The following is a 20,774-nucleotide window of genomic DNA, read 5'->3' on the forward strand; positions in this document are numbered from 1 at the left end:
ATCCCCCGCCCGGTTTCCGGACGAGGGATTTCTTTTATTCACTTACACTGGACAAATAAAAAGGCTGTCCCGCTAAGAACAGCCCTTAAAAAATCGTATCAGCTTAATTCTAATTCAGAATACTGCGACGACAGAATTCAACTGCCTCACCGCGGACATCCCTACGATCAGGCCAGTAAAGCTGCATTCTGGTCAGACCGAAGATAATGGTCATAACCACAGTTGCGTTTTCTTCCACAGCCACATCACGGACAGTTCCTTTTTTGATACCGAGCCTGATGCAATCTTCAAGAATCAGTTCAAGGTTCTTCAAGAAAACAGCCATCAGACGTTTGGAAGAATCAAGCAACCCATAGGTTGAGAGCATGATCTTCATGTCGATTTCATTATCTTCTACAAAAGAGAAATATTCGTTCATAATCTCTTCAATAGAACACTCGTCACGGTCTAATTTCTGGCGGATAGCTTCGATGTAATAAGAAAAATTCTCTTCAAGAGCATCAAGGATGTGAAGCAGGATATCTTCCTTGCTTTCAAAATGTCTATAGATGGTACCTTCAGAAATATTGGCCATTTTTGCAAGGTTGGCGGTAGTGGCTTTGTGGAAACCCACCTCTGAAATCATTTCCTTGGCTGTTGCGAGGATGATATCCTTGGTTTTCATTCTACGGTCTCCCTTGAGCGTCCGAACGCCCATAATCATGTTTAAAAATATTTATTAGACTTATGTCGTGTTACTAACACTCTTTCTAAACAGTATTAATTACCCCATGCAAGAGTCAAGGTCAACCGGAGTAGATTGACAAAAACTGATAGAGAACTTAATTTGTATAGATAAATCCTATGAGGAGGAAACAATGGTTGAAATTACCGAAGCTGCGCAAAAACAGCTTGAAAACTATTTTGCAGATAAAGATAGGACCCCCATCCGCATCTACCTGGCCACCGGTGGCTGAGCTGGCCCCAGGCTGGCATTGGCTCTGGATGAGTCAAAAGATAACGATGAAAGTTTTGAAGTGGAAGGTTTCACCTTCCTGCTTGATAAAGACCTCAACGAACAGGGAAGCCCCTTCCGTGTTGACCTCAGCTACACCGGTTTCGTAATTGATTCCAAGCTTGAGCTCGGCGGCGGTGAATGCGGTTCCTGCTCCGGCACCTGCGGTTAGCTCGCAGCACAGAAGAAGGAAGACCCTTTCCCTGAACGCGTTAACCTGACAGTTCCAGCCTTTTCAGGCTCTTAAGGCCGTCTCTTTAGAGACGGCCTTTTTTTATTTCTTAATCACAACGATACTTACTTTCCAGACAAGCAAAGCCTGTGTAAAATAGTAGCCTCTTGACTAAAAAACGGAGTTTGAAGTGAGGAAACGGGAAAAGATTCAAGGCATTTTTTCAGCTAAAAAAAAATCTGTAATCGGAACGGGGACGACCAAAAAAAGAACAGAGCAAACAACGTACTGGTATGCAGAAGAACAGGATAACGGGGTACTGAAAGTTCAAGCCCTGAATACCAACTACATTCCCACCGGGCCTCAGGCGGCAGTGGAAATGGAGATGTTTTTGAACGACTACCATCCTGAACCGGAAATCTATCTACAAAAAGTCATCCCGAATATTGATAAGCTGGAAAAAACCATCGCATTAGGCGAAAGCCACCGCAACAAAGGCGAAAACTACAGTGCCGAGTATGAATTCAATAAGGCAATGAGCCTTGATGAATTAAATGTACGCGTCAATTTCGGACTTGGGCTTACCTACCTTGACCGGGGAGAAATCGAACGGGCAGACAATATATTCAAAAGACTGGTTGGGCTTGAAAGCTGCTATGAACCGCAGCATAAACACCTGTTCAACGAGTTCGGAATATCCTTGCGCAAAAACGGCATGCTCAAACAGGCCCTTGAATACTATTCAAGAGCGGAAAAATTGGTCGAAGAAGATGAAAACCTGCATATGAATATTGCCCGGGTTCACTTTGAACAGGGAGATCTCAAGTCTTGCCTTGAACACCTCAGAAATGCTTTACGCTTAAACAAAAGCCTTGAAGAGGCCTGCATCTTTCTGAACTTCCTTAAAGGAAAAGGGTTCATTGAAGAATGTACTCTGGATCAGGTTATTAAAAAAACTGCCGATGATACGAAGGCTTTGGAGTCACTACTTAAAAGCAATCCAATTCCGGACATACAGACAACGAGTACACAGGCCAGAAAAAGAGATTCCTTAACTGATGAACTTAATTTTCTATAATCACAACTGCTACTCAGGACACTTTTCAATCCATTTTTCCTGAATCTTACGGATAGTACCCCGACTCTTCAGGGTATTAAACGCCTTCTGCCAGCGAAGCACCTTTTCCAGATCAGTAGCCTTTGAGATAGCAAGGTAAAGCTTTACATTATGAAACGTAAGAACCGGAACTGCCATTTTGCGCAGCTCTAAATCTTTACTAAGAAATCCCGACACACCGATATTGGAAGTTGCCACCAGCTCAACCCTACCGCGAAGAAGCTTCTTAAAATTAACCTCCTGAGAATCCATAACCTCAAGATTGGTGAACCCCTTGCTCTTTAAAAACTGAGCCCGGGCATCATTGCGATAAACCCCGATACCGGAAACACTCTTTGCATCTTCAAGAGTCTTCACTTTATGCCTGACACCTTTCAAACCGTAAAAAACCCACTTATAGCAGGCAATAGGGCCGATCCAGTGAAATTGATTCTCCCGCTCCTCAGTTCTGGCTGTGGAAAACAGCATCACATCAGGATGATTCAGGAGATGCCTGTAACCACGAGCCCAAGGCATGACCTCTATGGCAGTATTACAGCCGATTTCTTTTTTTAAGGCTTCAACAACTTCAACTCCGAATCCGGATAACCGGCCATTATCCTGAATAGTTGAAGGATGACTGATCTCGGTAATTATCCTGAGCCCGCAATCATCTGCCCGCCCCGATGAGGAAGCAAAAGACAAAAAAGACATCATAGTCAACAATGTAACAACTATGCGGTATACCATGCAACCCTGCTCACTTATCGCTCTATTAGTTATGTAAATGCTCCTTCTATTAATACCCTTATTACATTTTAAAAACAATAAGGGCGCAAAAAAAAGCCGGAAACAGGACACCCCTATTTCCGGCTTAATTATCTCCGGCAGTTTACCGGGAAAATATGTATTTATTTAATGGACCATTCAGCCATAAAATCTTCAGGGCCTACCACCAGATATTTGCGTTCTTGGAGTGCTGCAACAATGGGGGACGGGTCTTCAGTGTCAACACGAATAACCACCATCCTGCGGTTATTGTGGTGAAAAAGACCGGTGCTGATGATGTTGTATTTCATATTGGAAATAATCCCGGCCACCTCGTAAAGAACACCGGTTCGTTCTTCAACATCCACCACAATGCGGGAACCGCCCTGTTTGAGGCCCATCTCTTCAACCAGCAGTTCAAGCATTTTGTTGCGGTTGATATAACCGATGAGTTTCTTATTTTCGTCAACAACAGCAAGACCTGAAAGATTCATTTCAAACATAAGGTCTGCCGCAGCTTCAATCTCGGTTTCAGGCGGAATGGTGGTAATGTTCTTACGTACAACTTCCCGAACGGTAATCTTACTCAGCAGGTAGCTGAGTTCATGTTTATCAAGAGAGCTTATTACAGAAGGAAGGGCAGCACGGACATCTTCTTTGGTGACATAACCTACGAGGTCTTCCCCGTCTTTAACAAGAAGCATCCACAACTGATTGTCTTCCAGAATTTTGTCCGCTTCCTTGACCAAAGTCTCAGGGGTAACGGTCACAAAGTCCTTGAGCATTTTCAGTCCCACATACATCTGCATGTCCTCCAAAATCCGGAAAGAGTCCGGTGCGTAAAAAAGTTTAATGATTCAAGGGACCAAACGCGCAAAATCCGACTGCAAACATGCAGCCGAATCCCCCGCTGATATATCCCCGTGAAATGCCGCCGGACATGGCGGCAAGATGAAAACACCCACTCCATACCCAAGCTTTCATCCACTTGCAAGACATGCCCGCTCCAGCACGCATTTTTTATGCTATCATAACAGTTATAAAAAGCACTCCATCATTTGCCTGTCACAGTACCATTATTAGATTGTTCTGCAAAACCTTACAGATTTATACGCTTAAGCACCTTGCCCCTGCTAATTTTTTGAGTTAGTCCAAATTCCATGCACGAAATGTCAATAGCGCAAAGTATACTTGCAATCATTGAAGAGGAAATGGAAAAGCAACCCGGTGCCAGCCTCAAAAAAGTTGTGGTAGGTAATGGTGCGCTTGCGGGGGTAGTCTCCGATGCTCTTACTTTCGGCTGGGAAGCCGTTACCGTGGGGACCGCCCTTGAAGGGTCCGTTCTCGAAGTTAACGAAATTCCCATCAAAGTACGCTGCGGCGGGTGCAAACACGAATTTATACCCGAAGACAAACTTTACATGGGATGTCCGGAATGCGGTCTGGAAATCGGTCATGAAGTTCTTCAGGGCAAGGAATTGCAGATCGAAAGCATCGAGATTGACGATTAACTTAAGGAGTTAGAAATGGGTGAAATCCCTGTGGTACGCAATATTCTGGAAGCAAATGACAGAATTGCCGATGAACTGAACAAATTTTTCAAAGAAAAAAATATTCTCTGCCTCAACCTGATGAGTTCACCCGGGTCCGGTAAAACCAGCCTGTTGGAAAAGACCCTCGCTGACCTCAAGGATGAATTCAAAATGGCTGTTATCGAAGGCGACCTCCAGACTGACAACGACGCCCGTCGCGTTGCAGCCACCGGAGCACAGGCCGTTCAGATCAACACCGAAGGCGGATGCCACCTTAACTCCAGCCAGGTAAAGGAAGCCCTTTCCCTGATCGACCTTGAAGGACTCGATATTCTTTTCGTGGAAAACGTGGGCAACCTTGTATGTCCCGCCGAATTCAATGTTGGTGAGGATCACAAGATCACCCTGCTGACCGTAACTGAGGGCGACGACAAACCTGAAAAGTATCCCCTCATGTTCCATATTTCTTCTGTCATGATCCTTAACAAAATCGATCTCCTGCCCTACGTGGATTTCGATCTTGAAAAGGCCAAGCAGCATGCACGCAAGCTGAACGCAGACATCGCCCTCTTCCCCCTTTCCTGCCGCACCCGGGAAGGACTGGAAGCATGGTACGAATGGCTCCGCAAAGCCCGCGAAGAGAAAAAATAATTTCGCCTACAGCGGCCAGAGTGGGAAAGCTTTTGCAAAAGCTTTCCCACTCTGAACTCTCCCTGCATAACCTTTTACTAGGCTTCGACCTGTTGATGGATGTTTCATGAAATTTCCCAGCAACCTACCGTGTTCGGCAGTCCTCGACTCACTGGCAGACGGGGTATTTACGGTAGACCGGGACTGGAACATCACCTTCTTTAACGAAGCCGCCAGCCGGATCACCGGTGTCCCTGCAGAAGAAGCAGTAGGCTCCAAATGCTGGGATGTATTCCACTCCAGCCTCTGCGACGGTGACTGCGCCCTGCGTTCATGCATGAGCAATTGCGGCCGCATCTCCAACAAATCCATATTTTTCATCCACGCTGACGGACGCAAGGTTCCGGTTTCCATCAGCGCCGCTCCCCTTGTTGACGGCGACGGAAAACTCATCGGCGGCGTGGAAAGTTTCCGTGACTTGACCGATATTCAGATGATCCGCCGTGAGGTGGAAGATTCATGGCGCTTTGAAGATATCATTGGGAAAAGCGCACAGCTTGGAAAAGTTTTTTCAATCCTCCCTCAAGTAAGTAAAAGTGAAGCCACAGTACTCCTGCTTGGGGAATCCGGCACCGGTAAAGAGCTTTTCGCCAGGGCCATCCATAACCTCAGTGAACGCAAAAACGGCCCATTTGTAGCCGTAAACTGCGGCGCCCTGCCCGACAATCTGCTGGAATCAGAACTCTTCGGCTACAAGGCCGGAGCCTTTACCGATGCCCGTAAAGACAAGGCCGGACGATTTGAACTTGCTGCCGGCGGCACTATTTTCCTCGATGAAATAGGTGATATGCCAGCCAAACTGCAGGTAAAACTGCTTCGAGTGTTGCAGGAAAAGACATTCGAACCGTTAGGCGCAGTGCAAAGCGTTAAAGCCAATGTTCGTATTGTGGCAGCCACCAATAAAAATCTGACAGAACTGGTGGAACAAGGTTTATTCCGGCAGGATCTCTACTACCGCTTGAACGTGGTCACCCTCAACCTTCCGCCGCTCAAAGAGCGGGTCGAGGATATTCCGCTCCTGATCAACCACTTTGTGAACAGGCTCAATGCCCTGCAAGGCAAAGATATCGACGGTATTTCCGAAGACACCCTGCACATTCTCATGCGCCATCCTTTCCCCGGCAATGTGCGGGAACTGGAAAACATTCTTGAGTTTGCCTTTATCCTCTGCCCTTCGGGCTTTATTCAGGTCGAACACCTGCCCGAATACCTACAGCCTAAATCCAGAGAGGCTGCTCCTCACGAGGACATGCCCTTAACCATGGATGAAATCAAATGCATGGCTGTGCGCCGCGCCCTTAAACGTAACAACGGTAAGAAAATGGCAACCTGCCGCGAACTGGGTATTTCCAAAGATACCCTTCGCCGCACCATATCCCGCTGCGAAGACATAGGCGCATAATTAGCCCTCATTCCATTTATTCGACCAATTCTGCGCCTGAACACCCCTTACTTCCTCCCCGCAAAAACCAATCAAACACCTATTTTAACTGTCTTTTATCTCCATGGCACAAACTATGCCTTATAGTTGCCCATGAGAGGAAACGAAGGACGCAATACCAATTCAACGCTGCTTTGTTTGGCCTGTTATGAAGACAGGCTGGCCTCCGTTTTTGACAATGCCCCGGACCTGAAATTGTTCCGGTTGGAAGACAATAAAATTTGTCCCGCAGGCTACCTATCCCTTCCCTCAAAAGACCCAAAGGACAGGACATCCGCCATAATAGCCTGCGGGGCAACGTTTTTAATATGCGGTGCAATCTGTGGTTGCACCATGAATGAACTGGAGCAGGCCGGAGTTACGGTTATCCCGTGGATCACGGGAATGATCGAGCAAGTTCTCTCAGCCTATCAACAGGACTGTCTGGAAAACCATGTCATGCCCGGATGCAGAGGCAGAGGCAGGTGCGGACAGGGAAACAGAGGCTTCAGGTCCAGAAAGGGTATACAGGATTCAATACGCCCTTGTGAGCCGACCCTAAGCCAAGTGCACAGGAGTAAGTAATATGAAAATCGCCATCAGTTGTCAGGGCAACGATCTCAATGGAGATATCGACCCTCGTTTCGGTCGCGCAAAAGGCTTTCTGGTCTGCGATACCGATGCCGACACTCAGGAATACATCGACAACACCCAGAACCTTAATGCCGCTCAGGGCGCTGGAATCCAGTCAGCCCAGAACGTAGCCGCCACAGGCGCAACTGCGGTAATCACCGGGCACGTTGGACCCAAGGCTTTCACCGCGCTCGATAAGGGTGCCATCAAGGTCTACCTTGTAGGTGGTGGAACAGTTGCCGAGGCTCTGGCTTCCTTCAAAGAAGGCAAGCTCGAAGCCGCTGCAGATGCAGACAAACCCGGCCACTGGTAGAATTTTCTTCATCGCGTTCAGTCATGCCTTTTTCTCCTCTCCCTTGCTCTGCGGGCATGACTGAACTTTTCAACCATTGACAAGTCAGGTTCACGTCTTAGTTTACCTCTTAACGCCTATTGTGACAGATTGAACAATCTGTTTTTAATAATGACTACCCCCTCTTCCTACGAGGGGCAGGAGATTGATATATGAGCGATCACGCATGCGGAAGCTGCTCTTCCTCCGGGTCCGGATGTTCTTCTTCCGGTTGTTCTTCTGAAGGTTGCAAGCCTGAAGATATGAAACTGCAAAAAGCCCTTTCCAGAATTAAACACAAAATCGTGGTTATTTCCGGTAAAGGCGGCGTCGGTAAAAGTACTGTAGCAACCAACATTGCAGTTGCTCTTTCCCTAGCCGGTAAACAGGTCGGCCTGCTTGACGTTGACGTACACGGCCCCAGTGTTCCCCGCCTGCTCAGTCTTCAGGATCAAAAGCCGCACATCGGTCATGAAGTAATTGAACCCATCTCCTGGTCCAGCAACCTCTGGGTTATGTCCCTCGGCTTCATGCTGCCCAGCAAAGATGATCCTGTTATCTGGCGCGGCCCGGTAAAAATCGGCCTGATCAAGCAGTTCGTACAGGATGTAGCATGGAATGACCTCGACTTCCTCGTCGTTGACTGCCCCCCCGGAACCGGTGACGAACCCCTTTCCGCACTGCAGACCCTCGGTCAGGACGCTCACGCAGTTATCGTAACCACCCCGCAGGGAGTTGCTATTGATGACGTACGCCGCTCCGTAAACTTCTGTAAGCAGGTCGGCAACCCAGTTCTCGGTATCATCGAAAACATGAGCGGATTTGTCTGCCCCGACTGCGGTAACGTACATGATATTTTCAATTCCGGCGGCGGTGAAGAGCTTGCCAAGGAAACCGGAGTTAAGTTCCTCGGACGCATTCCCCTTGATCCTGAAGTGGGCCGTTCCGGTGATGAAGGTTACCCCATCATACGCACTGACCATGAAAGCCCCACCGGCAAGGCTTTGAATACTATCATCAAGCCTATGCTGAATCTCACTGAGACTTTGCAGGAAAACAACGAGATGCCCAAGCCAGAAGAACTTCAAGCTAAAAACGGCATGATCAGAATCGCAGTACCCGTTGCAGCAGGCAAGCTCTGCATGCACTTCGGACATTGTGAACAGTTCGCACTCATGGATGTTGATGTTGCAACCAAGGGAATTGTTGCCACGAACATGGAAACTCCCCCGCCCCACGAGCCTGGTGTGCTTCCTAAATGGATTGCAGATCAGGGCGTACAGCTGGTACTCGCAGGCGGCATGGGTTCCAGAGCACAGTCCCTGTTTACCGATGCCGGCGTAAAAGTAATTGTAGGCTCCCCTGCTGAAGCACCTGAGAACGTAGTTTCCAGCTACCTTGCAGGAACCCTCCAGACCGGGTCCAACACCTGCGATCACTAGAGAAATCAACCCTGATCAGCATGATTCGGGTCTAGAATAAAAGCTATAAGTACATCTACCTGTACATATCTCTACCGAAACAGCCTGCGGGATTTCCCGCAGGCTGTTTTGCTTTAAAGAGAAAAAACTATTTCAGGTCAATAATATCCTGCACCGCGATATGACCGTCGCGAAAGGTGGAAATGATGACGTCCTTATCCGGGTCGCCGTTGTTGTTGTAATCAAAAGTCCCGGTCACCCCATGAAAGGGAGGCATATCCACCAGAGCATCATGGATAGCTACAGGATTATCAGTTCCGGCTATTTTTGCGGCATCAAAAAGTGAATTAACAGCATCATAGGTCAAGGCCTCAAGTTCGCTGGGCTCAACGCCATTGGCTTTCTTGTAATCCTTTTCAAACTCCGCAACCCCTTCAATAGGCAGGCTCGGAATCCAGTGGTCAGTGTAATAGCTGTTTTTGAATAAGGGATTGCGCTGCAGTTCAATGGGGTCCCATGAATCACTGCCCATAAGAATCCCTTTGAAGCCCAGCTTACGGGCCTGCGCGACCTGTAATTGAACCATCTTGGTATTATCAGGAAGGAAAAGTATTTGCGCACCGGATTCAATTATCTTCTGTAATTGCTTAGAAAAATCACGATCTCCTGCAACATAGCTCTGAAAAGAGACAACCCTGCCTCCGCCTTTTAAATAATCTTCTTTAAAGAAGCGGGCTAATTCTGCACTGTAAGGACTGGAAGAAGCAAACAGGACTCCCACATCCTTATGTCCTAGATCTTTTTTGGCAAATCGGGCTAAAGCTTCGCCCTGCACGGTATTTGTGTAGGAAACACGAAAAGAATATTTAAAGGATGTAAGCCTGTTAGTTCCTGCTACGGGGGTGATGAAAGGAACTTTGTGTTCCTCGCAAACTTTTGCAACAGCCAGAGCAACCTTACTCTTTGCTGCTCCAACAATTGCAGATACTTTGTCCTTTTCAATCAACCTGAGAGTGACTTTAGCTGCCATCTCAGGATCGCCGTTACTGTCAGCAGGGATAAGCTTAACCGTGTGCGGTTCTCCTGCTAATTCCAGCCCCCCTGCTTTATTAACCCTGTCTGCGGCATAACGGGCGGCTGTAACTATATAAGTTCCTTTCCTGAACAGCTCACCGCTGGTAACTGCAACAACTCCGACCTTGAATTCATTGGATGTTTTTTTATCAGAACATCCCGCGCATAGACAAAAGACAAGGACGAAGATGAAAAGGACCGGAATAAATCTGTATGTTTTCATGAAAAACTCCGATTTGCAGTTCCAGTAAAAAAACAAAAGGCGGCCTTTGCAGGCCGCCCTTCACCTCAGGGCTAGATGCCAGCCATGCAGTTGTAAAGTTCTTCGCTTACCTCGATACGCACAATGCCGTCTTCGATATAAACGCGGATGTTATTTTCAGGAATCAAAGCCATATCCATGGCTACGTCCACCCACTTATTCCTGAGTTCTGCCGGATCAACATCCTTAAGCGGATGACTTTCTGCTACTTTCCAAGACATGTTATATCTCCCGTTTTTTATTTTTTGTATGTCCTCGGATTCATCCCCAGAAGACAAAAAATTTCATAAGTAATTGTCTGCCACCATCCGGCTAAATCTTCAGCACTGATGCGCCCTTCACCTTCACCGCCCAGCAGGTAGGCAGTATCGCCGAATTTGACGTCTTCAATGTGGCTGACGTCCACAATACAAAGCTGCATGCAGACCCGGCCCAGAATCTTGGACCGCTTCCCGTGAATACAGACCTGTCCGGCATTGGAAAGCCCGCGGCTGTATCCGTCGGCATATCCGGCGCAGACAATGGCCACGGTCATATCCCGATCTGCTGTGTAAGTGCAGCCGTAACTGATGGCCTGCCCTTTTTGAAGTTTCCGCACGGCCGCAATCTTAGTACGCACCTGCATTGCAGGCTTCAGGTCACGACCCGATTCGCTCCACTCAGTTCCGAGCAAGGGGTTGGAACCGTAAAGGGCAATTCCCCCGCGCTGTGCGGAATAATGAACCTGATCATGAGCCAGAATTCCTGCAGAGTTGGCAAGTGATGCTTCCAACTCATATCCGGCGTCAGCAAGACGCTTCAAAATACCGGAAAAGGTCTCTGCCTGCGCAGACATATACCCCTCGTAAGCCGGATCGTCAGAAGTGGCAAGGTGCGAACTAGCCAGCACCGGGCAGATTTGAGGATTGATTTTCAGCCACTCAATCAGCTTATCCAGCTCACTGACGCTGAAACCGAGACGGGACATTCCAGTATCAAATTTCAAACTGATTTCAACCTTGCGGCCCTGTGCAGACACAACAGCGGAAAGCATTTCCAACTGTTCAAATTCACCGACAAAAGGAATTATCTTGTTCTGCGCTGCATTGAAACAATCTTCCTCATTCAGCGGTCCGAGCAATGATATGATACGTTTGCTGCAACCGCTTTTACGCAACTGCATGCCTTCGCTCACCGTACCTACAGCAAAAGTATCCGCTCCTTCTTCTTCAAGGACACGGGCAACTTCAATAAGCCCATGGCCGTAGGCATCAGCCTTGACCACGCCGTAGACCCTGCTTCCTTTTGCTCTAAGCTTTCGGTAATTATGGCGAATTGCGTTTAAATCAACTTCAACTTCAAGTGTATTATATCCGATAGTCATTGGAGATCTCCGGTTGAGATTGAGACTGGCTATTTGCGTTTGAAAAGTTTCTCCATTTCCAGCGCGGACCAACTGATCAAGACAGGACGACCGTGAGGACAATATTCCCTTTGCGGGCATTTCACCCAAGCTTCCAGTAAAGAAAGGGCCTCATTGGCCGCCAACGGCAGGTTGGCCTTGATAGCTGATTTGCAGGAAAGCATGATCCAGAGGTCATCCAAAGTCTTGGCCTGTCCATCCACTGCTGCCTTTAAGTACTCCCTTGCTTCCCCGGTTTCAAGTGCCGGAGGGATACCGCGCATGGAAAGAGTCTGCCCGGATTCAAGCTCCAGCATGAAGCCTGCAGCCTGCAAATCCTCCCACATTTCCTGCACCCGCTCAACTTCGCTGGGATGGAGGACAAGATCGATGGGCAATGCCAGAGGACGCGATTCTCCGCGTGTGCGCAGGGATTTCATATTCTCGTAGATCACCCGTTCATGGGCTGCGTGCTGATCCAGCAAGCCAAGAGAACCGTTCGGAAGTTTCAGAACCAGATAGGTATCCGCAACCTGCCCCAGATACTCAATACGCGAACCGGGAACGTAAATCGGCCCAGCCGCGCATGATTCATACTGTTGCGGTTCGGGCACAGAAAGCGGAGTTTCCTTCGCCACATAATTCATGGCCTGTTCATGAACCATATCCGGTTCGGGACGGGATTCAGCAACAGTTGGCAAGTTGAAATCTGTCTCAGGCAAAGCAGAACCTACTTCCGGTTCATCATCCAAGGCTGTGAAATCTGTATTCTTAAATTCATTCCAGCTGGAAAATTTAGCCGCAGGCTCAATGGGCAGTGAGACACTTTCCGATAATCTCTTCTCGCGAACTGCTGCACGGACCGGCATTTCATGCTGACTTTGCATAGAACTGTCATCTTCCAGAATGCCCAGTTCATAGCGGGAAAGAGCCTGTCCGATACCGTTACGAATGATACTGAATACCGCACTCTCTTCCTGAAAACGGACTTCCATCTTTGCAGGATGCACGTTCACGTCCACCAGGTCCGGCGGCAATTCCAGAAAAAGAACAGCTTGCGGATATTCACGGGAAATCAAACGCCCTTTGTAGGATCCGCGAATGGCACTGAGCAGCAACTTATCCTGAACCGGACGCCCGTTGACGAACATCACAATACGGTCACCGCGACCTTGGGCCAGTCCGGGAATACCGGCACAGCCATGCACTTTCATTTCCCCGGCTTCATGGGAGAATTCAAGCATGGATTCGCAGATATTTCGCGGCCAGAACACGGACAAACGCTCCGGCAGGGACTGCCCGGCCGGAAGGCGAAACTGCTCCCGACCATTGGAGGTAAAAGTGAATCCGGCATCTACATTTGCAAGGGCAATCTTGAACAGGACCTGATTGCAACGCCGCGCTTCGGTACTTTCGGTTTTCAAAAATTTCAAGCGGGCCGGGACATTAAAAAACAGCTCACGAACTTCAACCGAAGTTCCTCCGGGAATTGCAGCCGGGCCTTCGTCAGCCACATCTCCGCCTTCAACATGAATAAACCACCCTTCATCGGCACCTTTGCGGCAAGAGCTCATCTTGAAGCGGGAAACCGAAGCAATACTCGGCAATGCCTCTCCCCGAAAGCCGAAGCTGGTGATTGCGCTTAGATCATCAACATTTGAAATCTTGCTGGTGGCATGACGGGTAACTGCCAGCTTCAATTCATCAGCTGCGATACCGCGCCCGTTATCTTTCACGGAGATAAAGCCCTGCCCACCGCGCTCAACAGCAACATCAACCTGTGTACTGCCCGCATCAATGGAGTTCTCCACCAGTTCCTTAACCACGCTTGAAGGGCGCTCCACAACTTCACCAGCGGCAATCTGGTTACGCAAGGAAGCCGGGAGTACATGAATTTCAGGAGTGCTCATAATGACATATCTATGTGGTATTTTTATTTATCTATTTAAGTCAGAATTTATAGCGCTGAGATTACAATAAGCAAGGCCCCCCGTCTACACATCAGTAGACGGGGGGCCCGGTAAGTTTTGTCGAAGAGATAGTCTAAAATGCACTCATATCGATAAGATTGAAGTTCACGCCGTAACGTTCATCAACAGTGGTCTTTGAGGCAATAAATTCCAAAGAGAAGCACTGGTGACTCCATCCCAAGGAAGCAGTCTTTTCAAGGTCACGGTCAGAATTAAGATCGGTTCTGAATTTACCGCCGATCCGCAGATTCCAAGGCAGCTTGGCTTTCATGCCGTAGCTGATGATCTGCATGTCTGAGTCCTGCTGACGCTTATATTCATCAATCTTGCGCAGGTAATCGTATCCAAGAGAGAACTCCGCATACTCATCGTAAAAGAGCTTGAGGATATTTTCATGCTCGGTAACATCACCCAGATATGGAGAAATCCATGTTCTGGAGGTGAGGTTCACGAAATTGTAGGGAGTAACAATGAATTCGGCCATGAAATCAGAGAAGGGGCGCCGTTCATACTCGCTGAGTTCTATGGAACGGTTTTCTTCGTCAATGTCATAGCCCTGCTCCAGACGCACCCGCAGGAATTCAAGGTAGTCGTTTTCCAGTACCGGGTTACCGTCAGCATCCATAACCACTGTTGCGCGGTTACGGTCAAAAACGTTGGTCAGCGAGAAGACAACATCGTTCTGCTCGGAAATACGGTCGCGAGAATCAAAGTAAGGCAACTTGGTCTGAGACGCAGAGTCATCCTGAACCCATGAGTATTCCAAGCGAGGAATCACGTTATGCTTCATGCTGGTCCAACCGGACTGTCCTACGTTTTCTCTGGTAACCACAGGAGCTGATTCCAGCTCAAAGACGCGGTAAAAATCAGTAGCAGCGCTGATTCCGGCATCAGCCAGAAAACGGAACTGAGTAGAATCGTGACTGCCTTCAGAAGTAGAGTTCTGGAAAGAAGTGCCCAGATAGTTGGTAGCCCTTACTCCGGCATAAGGAATAAAGGTGATTCCACCGGCACGCACAGGCATGCTGAATGAAGGCTTGATATCAATACGTCCACCGGTGGTGCCGTATTCACGCCAGAAATAGCTGGACTGAAATTCACCTTCCCACTCGATGGGAGTCCCGAAGAAATTATTCTTGAATGCGTAAGCGGATAGCTGCGGCATTGTCTGCAGGGTCGGATCCTGAGTGGAAGGAGCATTGTCATTACGGTAAAGCAGGTTTTCCGTATACTGCGCCATGGCCGAAACAGAGTAATTATCCCAGCTTCTGGCTATGAGGGCGGTACTGGTCCTTTCGTTGGCATCGGCGGTGGCTATATCGCGCCCGAATTCGTCAAGAAAAGAATCACGGGTGGCGTCATACCCATTGGTACCGGAACGGAATTCACGCAGATAATCCTGGTCAGATACAAGGTCCATATCAAAGATGGTCTGCCAGTCAGGGTTACCGAGATATCCGTTGTATTTAGATCTGATCCACCAGCGGTTCTGGTTGGGTCTGATCATATTATCGCTGAAGGAATAACTTGCGTCATTGGCGTTGTTGTAGCTTTTACTGTCGTACAACCAATCAGCACGCCATGATCCTTTGGTGTTCACATCTTCGGAATGACGGAATTCCACACCGGGCCTGAATCCGCGTTTGCTCAGGTATTCCGGATAGAAAGTCATGTCCATTTCATCATTGATTGCCCAATAGAACGGCAGGTTGAACCTGTTTCCGAGACGGTTTGAGTTGCCGATTTCAGGATCAAGGATACCGGACTGGCGCTCACGCTGTACCGGAAGTTCCATGTAAGGAGTGTACATAACCGGGACACCCTTAACTTTGAACTTGGAATGCCAGAGACGGGCATAGCCGTTGATGGTTATATCACCCTCACCGGATTCAAAGGACCAGAGGGGATTCTCACCCTCACAGGCAGTCACTTTTACATCCTTGAAACTGTATGTGGCTCCGTTATGCTTTTCAATAAATTCACTTTCAAAATAGACATGGGGCTTGGCAACAAAAACGCGGCCCTTTTTAAGCCAGCCGACCATATTATTCAGGTCGAACTCGGCTTCAGCCGCATCGTAAAAGTCGCCTTTAATCTGCGCCTTCACATTACCGCGCAGATAAATCCATTTGGTTGCCTGATAAAAACGGGCAAAATCGGCCTTGATGTAGTTATCACCGCTGCGCAGGGTAACATCCCCGTAGGCCTGAAGGTATTCGCTGTCGCTTTCCACAACAAGTTTATCTGCGGAAAACTTCCACTGCTCACCCTTCTGCTCCACGCCATTACTATCGGTCATGGGCACGGTCATCTGTTGCTGTGCCAAAGAAGCACACGGCAGACAAAGGAGAAGTAAAACTACAAAGATGACGAACCTGGATTTCAAAACAACCTGCCCTTTAATATTCAAACTGTCCCGGCTAACCGGATCAACAATTAACTCTTGAGATAAGGATCTTCCTGAGCCAGATAATTCTGCACATAATCTTTGGCCGCCTCTTCCAGAGAAGTGAACGGCTTATCATAGCCGGCTTCCACCAGCTTGCTCATATTGGCCTGAGTGAAATACTGGTACTTGTCGCGAATAGTTTCCGGCATTTCGATGTAGCTGATGTTCGGTTCAACATCCATCGCGGAGAAAACAGAACGTGCAAGTTCGTTCCATTCGCGAGCCTGTCCGGTTCCGATATTGAAAATACCGTTTGCCTGCGGATTCTGCAGGAACCACCACATAACGTCCACGCAGTCCTTGATATAAACAAAGTCGCGTTTCTGGCCGCCATGGGGATATTCCGGCTTGTAGGATTTGAAAAGCTTCATCTCTCCGGTTTCACCGATCTGGTGAAAAGCCTTGCAGATAACACTCTTCATATCATCTTTATGATATTCGTTAGGTCCGAATACATTGAAAAATTTAAGGCTGACCAGCTTATCCAGCACTCCGCCGCGCTTAGCCCAAAGGTCAAAAAGCTGCTTGGAGTAACCATACATATTCATAGGTTTGAGACGGTCAATGCCTTCGTGGTCGTCATCAAAGCCGAACTGTCCGTCACCGTAGGTGGCAGCACTGGAAGCATTGATAAAACGCACATCATGCTGGAGGCAGAAACGGCAAAGCATCTGGGTGTAGCGGTAGTTGTTCTCCATGAGAAAATCCGCATCCTGTTCGGTGGTGGAAGAGCAGGCCCCCATGTGGATTACAGCATCAGTTTTAAAGGGATCGTCACCTTCAAGAATGAACTTGAAAAACTGATCTCTATGGATGTAATCCTCATAACGGAGGTTAACCAAATTCTTCCATTTATCAGTCTTGGCAAGGTTATCGACAATCAGGATATCGTCGATTCCCATCTGGTTTAATTTCCAGACCATGGCACTGCCGATAAAACCGGCTCCGCCAGTAACAATATACATATATAATTTCTCCAGCTAATTTAGGCATATAAAAACATATATTAGTACTATCACACAATACAAGTTGCCGGATGTTACTTATTTTTCTGACACTTTTCAACTACATTTAAGTTAAAAGAGCTTATTTGCATAAAAACAAACGCAACACCTTTCTCTCAACATCAGCTAATGCACAAAAAGCTTAGCTTTTCAATAAAACACAACACAGATACAAATAAAGTTATGTTGTAAACAACAAGTTAAATAGAATTTAAACGTTCACCACTTCAGCATGATCACAATTCAACTTTATACTTCTTGTTTTTAATCTTGCTTAAGTGTAATTTAATGTTATCCTTATTTAAACACAAACAACAATTATGATTTTCTCTAGACTTTATTTACACATGAAGCTTAATTATCCAAGCAGACCGACACCTCAACAGTAAAAACCAAGGGATTGCCATGAAATACTCTGTAAAAGAAATTCTGCACTTTGAAGTTTCTCCGGCACTGGGCTGCACCGAGCCCGTAGCAATTGCACTTGCCACCGCCGCTGCAGCTTCCGTGATACCCGATAAAAGGCCGGACAAAATCGAAGTCTGGGTTGACCCGAATATCTATAAAAACGGACTGGCTGTAATCATCCCCGGCACAGGAGGACTGAACGGACTTGATACCGCAGCAGCCTTGGGAGCACTTTATGGAGACCCCGCACTAGGACTTGAAGTTCTTGAGCCCCTTGACGAAGAGAGCGCAAAAGAAGCCTGTAAATACAAGGAGAAACACCCTGTAACAGTGAATCTGTTAGAAAACAGACACGGTATTTATGTCCGCGCCCTGCTTACCTTCGGCCCTGATCATGTTGAAACGACCATTGAAGGCGTACATGACAATATCACTTCTCTGACCCTTAACGGAGAGCCGGTAAAAGACTCTACTCTGGTCAAAACACAACAAGCGCAAAAAGCCGATGTTTCCAAACTCGAGGACTTCATCAAGACACTTTCCCTCGATGATCTGGTAGATATGATCAATGATCTCGACGAACAGGATTTCACTTTTCTCAAAGAAGGAATCACATACAACATGCGCCTTGCCGATTACGGACTCAAACACGGTTCAGGATTGGGCGTCGGGGCTACTTTTGAAAAAATGGCCCGCCTGAAAATCCTCAACAGGGATATGATTCTGGCCGCCCGGACCATAACTTCAGCCGCATCTGATGCCCGCATGGGCGGTATCAAGCTTCCGGCTATGAGCTCAGGAGGTTCGGGCAACCACGGCCTGACAGCAATCCTGCCCATCTATGCCGTGAGTGAGTTTGTGGACTGCTCCGAGAAAACAATGCTTGAAGCCATTGCCCTAAGCCACCTTGTAACCGCATACGTAAAAGCCCAGACAGGAAGGTTGTCAGCCGTTTGCGGATGCTCTGTGGCCGCAGGCGCCGGGGCAACTGCCGGGATTACCTATCTCATGGGCGGGACTCCGACCCAAATGGCCGGAGCCATCACCAACCTGACTGAAGACCTGGCCGGTATTATCTGCGACGGTGCCAAATGCGGATGTGCACTAAAACTGGCCACCGCAGCCGGAACAGCAGTCCAAGCCGCTCTATTTGCCATCCATGGAGTAAATGTTCATTCCAGCGACGGCATCATCGGCAGCTCTCCCGAACAGACCATGCAGAACATCGGGACTCTGAGCACACAGGGCATGATTGACACAGACCGGACCATTCTGAAAATCATGCTTGAAAAACACTTCACAGGCATGGATAATTAAAAGAACCATAAAAATAACACAAAACTATTGATTAAGCCCTGCCAATACCTTAATTTTGGTAGAGTAAAAAAACTAATTTAGACCCGTTAACCAACATACCGGAGGACTTTCATAATGTTCAAAAGAAAAGTTTCATTAATTCTGACTGTTGCCTTAGCCGCTCTTCTGGCCTTCGGCTCCATGGCCTCTGCTGAGTCCAGAATTGTTCTTAAACCCAAAGTAGATGCATTCGCTTATTTTGTGGACACTTCACCATCCATGTCACAGACATATGGTTCCACCGGGAATCCTAAAATCATTGCCGGTCTTAACGCCCTTAAGAGACTCAACAACGTTGTTCCCGAACTGGGATACGACTCCGCTCTTTACGCAATGCCCGACTTTGCGACATATTCCCCCAAATCCATATTCACAAGATCTGGTATGGCTAAAGGAATTGCATCTGTTCCCAGCGAGCTGCCTTTCTTCCAGTCCACCCCGATCGGCACAGGTTTTTCCGATCTTGATGGTGTACTCAAAAACTGGGGCGGAAAATTCGCAGTAATTTTTGTTTCCGACGGTCTGACCAACACAGGACGCAATCCTGCGGTTATCGTTTCCGACATGGCAAAGAAATACGGCGACCGTTTCTGCCTGCACATCATCAGCGTAGCTGACACCGAACGCGGTAAAGCAAACCTGAAACGTCTCGCAAGCCTTACTCCTTGCGGCGTTTATGTTGATGTAACCGATCTCGCAGACAAAGCAATGCTCGACAAGTTCGCACAGGATGTATTCTACACTCAGGAAGAAGAGCTTATCGTTGAAGTAGTTGAAGAAGTTATCGTTCCGGTTGTTCCGGTTCAGGAAAAAATCGTTTTCCGTAACTTCAACTTCGGTTTCGACAAATACCAGATCACAGATGAAATGGTTCCGGCTCTGACTGAAGCAGCAACCATGCTTGAAGAATTCCCGAATCTCAAAGTCATGGTCGGCGGCCACACTGACTCCTCAGGCTCCGAAGCATACAACCAAGGCCTGTCCGAGCGCAGAGCAAAGTCTGTTGCAGACTGGCTGGCAGCCAACGGCATTGCTCCTGAACGCCTTGAAGTCAAGGGATACGGCGAAATGAATCCCAAGTACGACAACAAGACCAAAGAAGGACGCAAGCTTAACCGCCGCGTTGAAATCGACGTAGAAGACTAAAAGCCACATATGCATTAAAAGGGGTGGGAAGATTTTTCTTTCCACCCTTTTCGCACTTTGGAGTACCAGATGAGACTTGCCAGCAAAGTTTTAACATCTCTTATTGTAAGCCTGCTGCTTTGCTCTGCAGCATATGCCTCCCAGCCCGGAACCCAGGAAGAACTGGATACATTTACAAATTTTGCCATCGGCTGGGTAGTCAAACTGAACAAAAGCCACATCAAAGGCTTCACCCGCATGGAAATATTACTCCAAAAAGACGGAACCTACCTCGCAAGATACCATGCTATTTCTCCCGACACCATCACCTGCAAAGTGAAGAAGACCAGTAAAAAAAGTAAGGGCATGGTCGGCCTGCTTAAGTACATAGAGACTATCTATGAAAGCACGGGCAAGACTCCGCAGGAAGCACGGGCCAACAAATTTAAACCCGTGAAAAACATTAGAATTACAGAAATTTTCAGTAACGCAGGTAAGGGCTGGCGTTAAGCTTTAAGCATCAATTTTACACAGAAAATAGTCCTTATAATAACGATACGGATGCTTTTCTTTTTTAGTACAGCACAAGACTGTCAATGAATTACGACTTAAATGGTCCAGCATATCCCCTGAGATTTATTCTCTCAGGGGTTTTCATTTTTCATGTACAGCCCGTCATAAGAAAAGC

General features: G+C 47.7%; 20 protein-coding genes. 11 read left to right on the plus strand and 9 right to left on the minus strand.

All coding sequences use genetic code 11. The features are described 5' to 3' along the window. Positions 1 to 109: 109 nt before the first annotated feature. Positions 110 to 664 carry a TetR/AcrR family transcriptional regulator gene (locus ACKU40_RS12640; protein WP_320173149.1) on the minus strand — a complete coding sequence of 185 codons (555 nt, stop codon included), beginning with the start codon at positions 662 to 664 and terminating at the stop codon, positions 110 to 112. 193 nt (positions 665 to 857) lie between these two features. Between ACKU40_RS12640 and ACKU40_RS12645 the strand changes: the two genes are divergently transcribed. Further along, positions 858 to 1,166, plus strand: coding sequence for an IscA/HesB family protein (locus ACKU40_RS12645; RefSeq protein WP_320173150.1), 309 nt, complete (start codon positions 858 to 860; stop codon positions 1,164 to 1,166). A 190-nt stretch (positions 1,167 to 1,356) separates the two neighbouring features. Beyond that, the gene (locus tag ACKU40_RS12650) at positions 1,357 to 2,244 is read left to right on the plus strand and encodes a hypothetical protein (RefSeq protein WP_320173151.1); all 888 of its coding nucleotides are present in this window, start codon (positions 1,357 to 1,359) and stop codon (positions 2,242 to 2,244) included. A gap of 9 nt (positions 2,245 to 2,253) precedes the next feature. On the opposite strand, the gene ACKU40_RS12655 is transcribed toward ACKU40_RS12650, so the two are convergent. Together ACKU40_RS12655 and ACKU40_RS12660 are read right to left on the minus strand one after the other, a co-directional pair. After that, positions 2,254 to 3,012, minus strand: a complete 759-nt coding sequence (locus ACKU40_RS12655; RefSeq protein ID WP_320173152.1) for an ABC transporter substrate-binding protein — start codon at positions 3,010 to 3,012, stop codon at positions 2,254 to 2,256. Positions 3,013 to 3,173: 161 nt separating this feature from the next. Further along, positions 3,174 to 3,833: a CBS domain-containing protein gene (locus ACKU40_RS12660; protein WP_320173153.1), complete on the minus strand. Its 660-nt coding sequence runs from the start codon at positions 3,831 to 3,833 to the stop codon at positions 3,174 to 3,176. Between the two features lie 357 nt (positions 3,834 to 4,190). Here ACKU40_RS12660 and ACKU40_RS12665 point away from each other — a divergent pair, with 357 nt between their 5' ends. The 6 genes from ACKU40_RS12665 (at position 4,191) to ACKU40_RS12690 (ending at position 9,078) form a co-directional block, all read left to right on the plus strand. Then, entirely contained in the window at positions 4,191 to 4,541 is a 351-nt protein-coding gene (locus ACKU40_RS12665) for a hydrogenase maturation nickel metallochaperone HypA (protein WP_320173154.1), read from the plus strand. Between the two features lie 15 nt (positions 4,542 to 4,556). Beyond that, positions 4,557 to 5,213, plus strand: coding sequence for a hydrogenase nickel incorporation protein HypB (gene hypB / locus ACKU40_RS12670; protein ID WP_320173155.1), 657 nt, complete (start codon positions 4,557 to 4,559; stop codon positions 5,211 to 5,213). A 106-nt stretch (positions 5,214 to 5,319) separates the two neighbouring features. Continuing rightward, positions 5,320 to 6,654, plus strand: coding sequence for a sigma 54-interacting transcriptional regulator (locus ACKU40_RS12675; RefSeq protein WP_320173156.1), 1,335 nt, complete (start codon positions 5,320 to 5,322; stop codon positions 6,652 to 6,654). A gap of 132 nt (positions 6,655 to 6,786) precedes the next feature. Continuing rightward, positions 6,787 to 7,257, plus strand: coding sequence for a NifB/NifX family molybdenum-iron cluster-binding protein (locus ACKU40_RS12680; RefSeq protein ID WP_320173157.1), 471 nt, complete (start codon positions 6,787 to 6,789; stop codon positions 7,255 to 7,257). 1 nt (position 7,258) lies between these two features. Then, complete coding sequence (locus ACKU40_RS12685) at positions 7,259 to 7,618, plus strand: NifB/NifX family molybdenum-iron cluster-binding protein (protein WP_320173158.1); 360 nt, start codon at positions 7,259 to 7,261, stop codon at positions 7,616 to 7,618. A gap of 191 nt (positions 7,619 to 7,809) precedes the next feature. After that, the gene (locus ACKU40_RS12690) at positions 7,810 to 9,078 is read left to right on the plus strand and encodes an iron-sulfur cluster carrier protein MrpORP (RefSeq protein WP_320173159.1); all 1,269 of its coding nucleotides are present in this window, start codon (positions 7,810 to 7,812) and stop codon (positions 9,076 to 9,078) included. Positions 9,079 to 9,205: 127 nt separating this feature from the next. Here the strand turns inward: ACKU40_RS12690 and ACKU40_RS12695 are convergent, their stop codons facing one another. From ACKU40_RS12695 to rfaD, 6 genes are all read right to left on the minus strand, one after another. Next, on the minus strand, positions 9,206 to 10,354 hold the full coding sequence (locus ACKU40_RS12695) for an ABC transporter substrate-binding protein (protein ID WP_320173160.1): 1,149 nt from the start codon (positions 10,352 to 10,354) through the stop codon (positions 9,206 to 9,208). 71 nt (positions 10,355 to 10,425) lie between these two features. Further along, complete coding sequence (locus ACKU40_RS12700) at positions 10,426 to 10,614, minus strand: hypothetical protein (protein WP_320173161.1); 189 nt, start codon at positions 10,612 to 10,614, stop codon at positions 10,426 to 10,428. A 17-nt stretch (positions 10,615 to 10,631) separates the two neighbouring features. Further along, positions 10,632 to 11,756: an alanine racemase gene (alr, locus tag ACKU40_RS12705; protein ID WP_320173162.1), complete on the minus strand. Its 1,125-nt coding sequence runs from the start codon at positions 11,754 to 11,756 to the stop codon at positions 10,632 to 10,634. 29 nt (positions 11,757 to 11,785) lie between these two features. After that, on the minus strand, positions 11,786 to 13,684 hold the full coding sequence (gene mutL, locus ACKU40_RS12710; protein WP_320173163.1) for a DNA mismatch repair endonuclease MutL: 1,899 nt from the start codon (positions 13,682 to 13,684) through the stop codon (positions 11,786 to 11,788). A gap of 133 nt (positions 13,685 to 13,817) precedes the next feature. Next, complete coding sequence (locus ACKU40_RS12715) at positions 13,818 to 16,130, minus strand: LPS assembly protein LptD (RefSeq protein WP_320173164.1); 2,313 nt, start codon at positions 16,128 to 16,130, stop codon at positions 13,818 to 13,820. A gap of 50 nt (positions 16,131 to 16,180) precedes the next feature. Continuing rightward, a complete protein-coding gene (gene rfaD / locus ACKU40_RS12720; protein WP_320173165.1) occupies positions 16,181 to 17,158 on the minus strand; it encodes an ADP-glyceromanno-heptose 6-epimerase in 978 nt (325 codons plus the stop codon). 444 nt (positions 17,159 to 17,602) lie between these two features. On the opposite strand from rfaD, the gene ACKU40_RS12725 reads away from it, so the two are divergent. The 3 genes from ACKU40_RS12725 (at position 17,603) to ACKU40_RS12735 (ending at position 20,596) form a co-directional block, all read left to right on the plus strand. After that, complete coding sequence (locus ACKU40_RS12725) at positions 17,603 to 18,922, plus strand: L-serine ammonia-lyase, iron-sulfur-dependent, subunit alpha (protein ID WP_320173166.1); 1,320 nt, start codon at positions 17,603 to 17,605, stop codon at positions 18,920 to 18,922. A 114-nt stretch (positions 18,923 to 19,036) separates the two neighbouring features. Further along, positions 19,037 to 20,107 (plus strand): OmpA family protein, encoded by a 1,071-nt coding sequence (locus tag ACKU40_RS12730; protein WP_320173167.1) that lies wholly within the window; start codon positions 19,037 to 19,039, stop codon positions 20,105 to 20,107. Between the two features lie 69 nt (positions 20,108 to 20,176). Next, positions 20,177 to 20,596, plus strand: coding sequence for a hypothetical protein (locus ACKU40_RS12735; protein WP_320173168.1), 420 nt, complete (start codon positions 20,177 to 20,179; stop codon positions 20,594 to 20,596). Positions 20,597 to 20,774 lie beyond the last annotated feature (178 nt).

The organism is Maridesulfovibrio sp. (genome assembly GCF_963666665.1).
GTDB lineage: Bacteria > Desulfobacterota > Desulfovibrionia > Desulfovibrionales > Desulfovibrionaceae > Maridesulfovibrio.